This window comes from Nocardia sp. NPDC059764, from assembly GCF_042732555.1.
In the GTDB taxonomy this organism is placed as follows: domain Bacteria; phylum Actinomycetota; class Actinomycetes; order Mycobacteriales; family Mycobacteriaceae; genus Nocardia.
In genome coordinates this window covers 88,812-97,061 of record NZ_JBHWHH010000004.1, presented here as the reverse complement: position 1 = coordinate 97,061, position 8,250 = coordinate 88,812, and the positions used below count along the sequence as shown (strand labels likewise).

Genomic DNA, 8,250 nt, shown 5'->3' with positions numbered 1-8,250 from the left:
GGTATGACGCGGATTTCGTCGCCCGCCTCATCAGCCGGGTCGGCCTCGGTGGTGAACCAGTGGGTCACCTCGCCGTCCGCCAGGTCGGCGGGGATGTCGCCGGTGGGGAGGACGGCGAGCGCGCCCGCGGTCGAGGACGACAGGAACTCGTCGATGGCCGCGGTGCCGGTGGAGGCGGTGGTGTACGTGGTCGACTCGTAGTCGATCTCGTGGTCGGCGCGCAGGGTGGCCGCGCGGTCGAGGGCCTCGGACTGGGTGAGGGTGGCCCAGTTGTCGGCGTTGCGGTAGATGAAGGCCGGGTCGGTTTCGGACAGCGGGCGGACTCGGTCGCTGTAGGAGACCGGGTGCGCCGGGCGGGCGGTCAGGTCGGCCTGGACCTTGGGGTCCGAGGGGACCAGCCAGCGGACCGAGCTGGCGGCGGGTTCCAGGGCGATGCCGAAACCGGCTCCGGCGGCGAGGATGTCGCCGAAGGAGAGGGTGTCGGCGAACAGTGCAGCGGCACCGGCCTTCTGGATGGCCCAGACCGCCACGACCGCGTCGACCGAGTGCGGGAGGGCGACGGCGACGATGTCGCCGGGGCCCGCGCCGCGGTCGATGAGCAGACGCGCCAGCTGGGAGCTGCGGCGGTCCAGGACGTGGTACGCGATCTCCTCGCCGCCGGACAGCAGGGCGGGCGCCTGCGGGTCCTCCTCGACGACCTCGGCCAGCACGTTGGCCACGGTCGCCGTGCCCACCCGCGCCGCGTCGGCCGCGGAATCGGCCGGGGTGACGGCGCTTTCGGCGAGGATGCGGGCGCGTTCGCCGGCATCGAGGATGTCGATGTCGCCGACCAGGCCGTCGGCATCGCCGACCAGCGCGTCCAGGATCCGGTTGAAGCGCGCGGCGAGGATGACGACCTCGTCGGCGGTGAACCGGCTGCCCAGGTAGCGCATGGAGATGTCGATGGTCTCGCCCGCCATGATGACCAGGCTCATCGGGTAGTGGGTGTTGTCGTTGATACCGACACCACTGACCGACATGCCGTCGATGGAGCTGGCAGCCGCGATCGCGTCCTTGTCCACCGGGTAGGACTCGAACGCCATCATGGTGTCGAATTCCGCTCCGGCGCCGGCCAATTGCAGGATCTCGGTGAGCCCGATGTGGTGGTGCTCGAGCAGGTCGGCCTGATCGCTCTGGACACGCTGCAGCAGCCCGCCGATGGTCAGGCGGTCGTCGACCCGGATGCGCACCGGCACCGTGTTGATGAACAGACCCACCATGGCTTCCACGCCCGGCAGGTCGCCGGGGCGGCCGGAGACGGTGGCGCCGAACACCACGTCGCTGCGCCCGGTGAGGCGGCCGATCAGCACCGCCCAGGAGGTCTGGATCAGCGTGTTCAGCGTGACGTTGAGTTCCCCGGCGCGCTTGGTGAGCGCGCGGGTGCGTTCGGCGTCGATGTCGACGGTGTAGCGACCGATCTCGTAGTTCTCGTCGCGGGTCGCGGCCGGCGCGAGCTGGGTGGGCTCGTTGACCCCGGCCAGCGCGCGCTTCCACGCCTCGATCGACTCGTCCCGGTTCCGTCCGGCCAGCCAGGCCAGGTAGTTGCGGAACGACGGCACCCGCGGCAGCACCGACGCGTCGCCGCGCACCGCGTACAGCACCAGCAGGTCCTGCATGAGCAGCGGCATGGACCAGCCGTCCACCAGGATGTGGTGGGTGGTGATGACCAGGTGCACCAGGTCGTCGCTGATCCGGAACACGTTGAACCGCATGAGCGGCGCCGCGGACAGATCGAAGTGATCGGCGCGATCGGCCTCGATCATCTCCCGCATGCGCGGATTGCGTTCGGCCTCGGGCAGATCCGTCAGGTCGATGACATGGAACGGCGCTTCCACGCGATCCAGCACGACCTGGTGGGCCTGACCGTCGGCGTCGGTGACGAACGCGGTCCGCAGGCTCGGGTACCGGTCGAGGATGGCCTGCGCGGCCACCTTCAAACGGTCCACGTCCACCACACCGCTCAGGTCGAGCACGGTCTGGATGGTGTAGACGTCCACCGTGTTCTGGGTGAGCAGTGCGTGGAACAGCAGACCGGACTGCAGCGGCGAGAGCGGCCACACGTCGCCCAGGGCGGGGTAGTTCCGTTCCCAGACTTCGATGTCGGACTGCGCGACCCGGACCAGCGGCAGGTCGGACGGCGTGAGACCGCCCGCCTCCGGCCGATTCGCGTGTTCGGCCAGTGCGGTCAGCGCCGCCACGAACAGGTCGGCGAACTCCTGCACCCGCTCGCGCTCCAGGAGGCCGCGCGGGTAGGAGAAGGCCGCGCCCAGCTGCGGGCCGTCCTCGCCGTCGGTGACGATGGCGTTGATGTCGAGGGTGGCGTTGGCGGGCATGTCGGCGTCCATGTCGCCGTCGAGGCGGCCCAGGTCGTCGACCGGCACCCAGCCGATCTCGGCCATGCCCTCGGGCGCTTCGCCCGCGGACATGCGGCCCAGGTAGTTGAAGCTGATCTGACCGACGTCCCGCAGCTGCGGGGCGGTGTCGGGGTTGAGGTGCCGCAGCAGACCCCAGCCCAGACCCTTGTCGGGCATGGCGAGCAGCTGTTCCTTGACTGACTTCACGATGTCGCCCAGGGCGTTTCCGCCCGCGAACGCCTCGCCGAGGTTCGCGCCGTTCAGGTCCAGGCGGACCGGGAAGGCCGCGGTGAACCAGCCGACCGTGCGCGAGAGATCCGCGCCCGGAACGATTTCCTCTTCACGACCGTGGCCCTCGAGCTTGATCAGCGCCGAGCCGCCGGTGGTCTCCCCGCGCCAGCGCGCGACCGCCATGGCCAGCGCCGAGAGCAGGCCGTCGTTCACGCCGCCGCGGTACAGGCCGGGGACGGCGGTGAGCACGGCGTCGGTGACCTCGGCCGGAACGCTGACCTCGATCCGGTCGACGGTGTCGAAGGTGTCGACGGTCGGGTCGAAGGCCCGCGAACCCAGCTGCGGGTCCGGGGTCTCGGTAACCCGCTGCCAGAACGGCAGTTCCGCGACCCGCGCCTCGCTGCGCGATTCCTCGACCAGGGCGTGCGCCCAGCGGCGCAGCGAAGTGCCGGTCTCGGGCAGCGCGATCGGCTGCTCGAAGGCCACCTGCGACCAGGCCAGACCCAGGTCCGGGATCAGGATGCGCCAGGAGACGCCGTCCACCACCATGTGGTGCGCGACGATGAGCAGCACGTCGCGGCGGACGCGAGCCTCGTCGGAACCCTCGGGGGCGAAGGCGAACCAGACGAACTGCACCATGGCGGCGTTCGCCGGGTCCAGTCGGCCCAGGGCCGCGTCGAATTCGACGCTGCCGACGCGGGTCAGCTCCTCGTCGGAGATGTCCGCGGCCAGCTCGACCCGGTGCACGAGCGCGTCGACGTCGACGGCGCCCTTCGGCAGCGCCTCGAATTCGAAGCCCTCCGAGGCGTTTCCACGCAGGCGCGAGCGCAGCACGTCGTGGTGGTCGAACAGGGCCGAGATGGCCCCGACGAGCACCGGCCGGGTGATGCCGTCCGGCAGGCGCAGCGGCATGGTCTGCGAGAACCGGTCGTAGGACGAACCGCTCGACAGGATGGCGTGCATGATCGGCGTCAGCGGGATGTCGCCGACTCCGCCGCCGGGCAGTTCGGCCAGCTTCTCCTGCGCGGTGTCGTCGCCCAGCGTGGCCACCTCGGCCAGTCCGGCGACGGTCCGCTGCTCGAACACATCGCGCGGCGAGAACTTGATGCCGCGCGCCTTGGCCCGCGAGACCAGCTGGATGGACAGGATCGAGTCACCGCCGAGGGCGAAGAACGAATCGTCCGCGCCCACCTGTTCCACACCGAGCACGTCGGCGAAGACCTCGGCGAGCGTGGCCTCGAGTTCGGTGACCGGAGCGCGGAAGTCGCGCGCGGTGAACACCGGCTCGGGCAGCGCCCGGCGATCCAGCTTGCCGACCGGGGTCAGCGGGATGGCGTCCAGGACGGTGATAGCGGTCGGCACCATGTATTCCGGAAGGCGGCCCGAGACGTGCTCGGTCAGCGCCGGAATGTCGATGCTGCGGCCCGCGACCGGGAGCACGTAGGCCGCCAGGATGGTGGCCCCCGCCTCGGTCTTGTGGCCGACGGTGACCGCGAAGTCGACCGTCTCGTGCGAGGCCAGCGCAGCGTCGATCTCACCGAGCTCGATACGGAAACCGCGCACCTTCACCTGGAAGTCGTTGCGGCCCACGTATTCGACCAGGCCGTCCGGAGTCCAGCGGACCACGTCACCGGAGCGGTACATGCGCTCGCCCGCCACGAACGGGTTGGCGACGAACCGCTCGGCGCTCAGCCCCGGGCGGTCGTGGTAGCCGCGCGAGAGCTGGATACCCGACAGGTACAGCTCACCCGCGACGCCCACCGGCACCGGCCGCAGCCGCGAGTCCAGGATCAGCGCCTGCATGCCGCGGATCGGACCGCCGATGGTGACCAGATCGCCCGGCGTCAGCGCGTCGCTGATGTTGGTCATGATCGTGGTCTCGGTGGGGCCGTAACCGTTGTGGAACGCACGAATCGTGCGGTTCTCCAACGGAATCGCCCACTTCTCCACCAGATCGGCCGGAACGGCTTCACCACCGGCGACCAGGACGCGCAGCGAGTCCAGACCCTTCGGATCCAGGGTGGCGAGCGCGGCCGGGGTGATGAACGCGTGCGTGGCCCGCTCGCGCTTGATCACCTCGGCGAGTTCCTCGCCGCCGTAGACGCCCGGCGGGACCACCACGAGGGTGCCGCCCGCGCCGATGGCGAGCAGGTACTCCAGCACCGACGCGTCGAACGACGGCGACGCGAAGTGCAGTGCGCGCGAACCGGAGTCGAGGTGGTAGCGCACGATCTGCTCGGTGGCGAAGTTGGCCAGACCGGCGTGCGTCACCACGACGCCCTTGGGCATGCCCGTGGTGCCGGAGGTGTAGATCACGTACGCGACGTGCTCGGGCCGGACCACGCCCCACCGCTCGGCGTCGGTGACGGGTTCGGCCGAGTGCGAGGCGATCTCGGCGTGCACCATCGGATCGTCGAGCGAGATCCAGCCCGCCAGGCTGCCGACCGGCGGCAGGCCCTCGAGTTCGGCGTCGATGGTCAGACCCAGCACCGCGCCGGAGTCGTTCACCATGTGCGCGATGCGGTCCGCCGGGTAGGACGGATCGACCGGCACGAACGCCGCGCCCGACTTGGCGACGGCCCAGATGGCCAGCACCGACTCGAACGAACGCCGGATGGCCACGGCGACACGGGTTTCCGGTCCGGCGCCGCGCTCGATGAGCACCCGCGCCAGGCGCGAGGAGGCCGCGTCGAGCTCGGCGTAGCCCAGGGCCTGGCCGTCGAAGGCGACGGCCTCGCCGACCGGGTTGTTGGCGACGGCGTCGGCCAGCAGCTCGGGCAGCGTGCGCGGCGCGATGGCCGGTCCGCCGGTGCGGGCGATCAGATCGGCGCGCTCGTCGGCGGCCAGGATCTCCAGATCGCCGACCGGGGCGAGCGGCGCGGACACGATCTCCGACAGCAGTCGCAGGAACCGCTGCGCGAAGCCCTCGACCGTCACGTGGTCGAACAGGTCACGGGCGTAACCGAATTCGGCGTACATGCCCGCGTCCGCGTCGGCCGGGGCCTCGGTCAGGGTGAGCATGAGGTCGAACTTGGCGATCTCGTTCTCGAAGTCGACCGCGGCGGCCTTCAGGCCGGGCAGCTCGAAGGAGCCGCCGGGCAGGTTCTCGAACGACAGCGCCACCTGGAACAGCGGGTGCCGCGCGGTGGAGCGTTCCGGGTTGAGCAGCTCGACGAGCCGCTCGAACGGAATGTCGGCGTGCGCGAACGCCGCCAGGTCGCTGTCCTTGTTCGCGGCGAGCAGCTCGGTGAAGCCGGTCTGGCCGCTCACCTCGGTGCGCAGCACCAGGGTGTTGACGAACATGCCGATCAGATCGTCCAGCTCGGCTTCGCCACGGCCCGCGATGGGCGCGCCGATGGCGATGTCGGTGGTGCCGGACAGGCGCGCCAGGAACACCGCGAGCGCGGTGTGCACGACCATGAACATGGTCGCGTTGTTGGTGCGCGCGATCTGCTGCAGGCCGCGGTGCAGGTCGTTGGAGATCGGGAACAGCACCCGGCCGCCGCGGAAGGTCTGCGCGGTGGGGCGCGGGCGATCCGAGGGCAGGTTCAGCTCGTCGGGCAGATCCGCCAGTGCAGTGCGCCAGAATTCGGCCTGCGCGGAGACGAGGCTGGTCGGGTCGTCCTCGGAGCCGAGCACCTCACGCTGCCAGAGCGAGAAGTCCGCGTACTGCACCGGCAGCGGGGCCCAGCCGGGCTGCACGCCGGCGGCGCGGGCGGCGTAGGCCACCATGACGTCGCGGGTGAGCGGGCCCATGGACCAGCCGTCGGCGGCGATGTGGTGGGTGACGAAGACGAGCACGTGCTCTGTGTCTGATTGCCACTCCGCTTCGCTGCGGGGCGGGTTCGCGGCGCTGGAGGTCGCGCCGCGAACCTGCGCGTCCTCTTCCAAGGTCTTCTCGACCCGGAACAGCTTGGCGTGCAACGGAACTTCGGTGGTCACGTCGAAGCCGGTGGTGACGAGAGCGGCGATGCGCTCGGTCACCGATTCGGCCGTGACGGTGACCGGACGCAGATCCGGCATGGCCTGCGCGGCGGTCACGATCACCTGTGCGGCAGCGCCATCGACCTGCGGGTAGATGGTGCGCAGCGTCTCGTGGCGGCCGATCACGTCGGACACGGCCTCGCGCAGCGCGTCCACATCCAGCGCGCCGGTGAGCCGCACGGCGACGGGCACGTTGTACGCGGCCGACGCGGTGTCGAACTGGTTGAGGAACCACATGCGCTGCTGCGCCAGCGACAGCGGCACGGTCTCCGGTCGCGGTCCGGCGGTGAGCGCCTTGCGGTCTCCCGCTCCGGCGTGCTGCTCGACCTTGGCGGCCAGCCCGGCGACGGTCGACGCCTCGAACACGGCGCGCACCGGCACCCGCGCGTCCAGGGCCGCGCCGATGCGCGCGGCGACCTGGGTGGCGAGCAGCGAGTTGCCGCCGAGGGCGAAGAAGTCGTCGTCCGCGCCGACCCGCTCGATACCGAGCACCTCGGCGATGACGCCCGCCACGATCTCCTCGATCGGGGTGGACGGCGCGCGGAAGGCGGTGGTCTCGAACTCTGGCTCCGGCAACGCCTTCCGGTCCAGCTTGCCGTTCACATTGAGCGGCAGGGCGTTGAGCACCACGAAGGCCGACGGCACCATGTACGACGGCAGACCCGCCGACAGCGCCGACTTCACCAGCGGCACATCCACACCCGAGCCGGACGGCACCAGGTAGGCGACCAGGCGGTCACCGGTCTTGGCGTCCTGCTTGGCCAGCACCGCGGTCTGCGCGATCTCGGGCAGCGCCAGCAGCGCGGCCTCGATCTCGCCGAGCTCGATACGGAAGCCGCGGATCTTCACCTGGAAGTCGGTGCGGCCCCGGTACTCCAGCTCGGCAATACCTCTTTCACCGCTCGCGGTGGTGCCCGACCAGGCGACGAGGTCACCGGTGCGGTACATGCGCTCGCCGACGGCGAACGGGTTGGCCACGAAGCGATCCGCGGTCAGGTCCGGTCGCGCGAAGTAGCCGCGGGCCAGCTGGGTGCCGGCGAGGTAGAGCTCACCGGACACGCCGTCGGGCACCGGGTTGAGGCGCGCGTCGAGCACGTAGACCCGCGAATTCCATTCCGGCGCACCGATCGACACCGAGCCCTTGTCGGCGTCGGTGACCTGGTGGCTGGTGATGGACACCGCGGCCTCGGTCGGGCCGTACAGGTTGAACAGTCGACTTTGCCGGTTCAAGGCGCGGAAGCGCTGGGCCACGGCGGCGGGCAGCGCCTCACCGATGGCCAGCACCCGGCGCAGCGCGTCGTTCATGACGCCGTCGCCCGCGGTGAGCAGCGCGTCGAGCATGGACGGCACCACGTGCAGGGTGGTGACCCGCTCGCGCGCCATCAGCTCATTGAGGTACGCCGGATCGCGGTGGCCGTCGGCCGCGGCGATCACCAGGCGGCCACCGGTGACGGCGGCCGACCAGAACTCCCAGACCGAGAGGTCGAAGGTGGCGGCGGTCTTGAGCAGCACCGCGTCGTCCGGGCCGAGCCCGAATTCCGCGCTCTTCCACTGCAACTGGTTGGCGATGGCCGCGTGCGGCAGCGCCACGCCCTTCGGGCGGCCGGTCGAACCGGACGTGAAGATGACGTAAGCGGTGTGG

Annotated in this window: 1 protein-coding gene (cut by a window edge); it reads right to left on the bottom strand. The window is 70.6% G+C overall.

The window, feature by feature from the left end:
• Positions 1 to 8,250, bottom strand: part of the annotated coding region (locus tag ACFV4K_RS01570; RefSeq protein WP_379271153.1) for a non-ribosomal peptide synthase/polyketide synthase (this coding region is incomplete at its 3' end). Its footprint extends 36,206 nt past the window's final position; 8,250 of its 44,456 annotated nt are in view.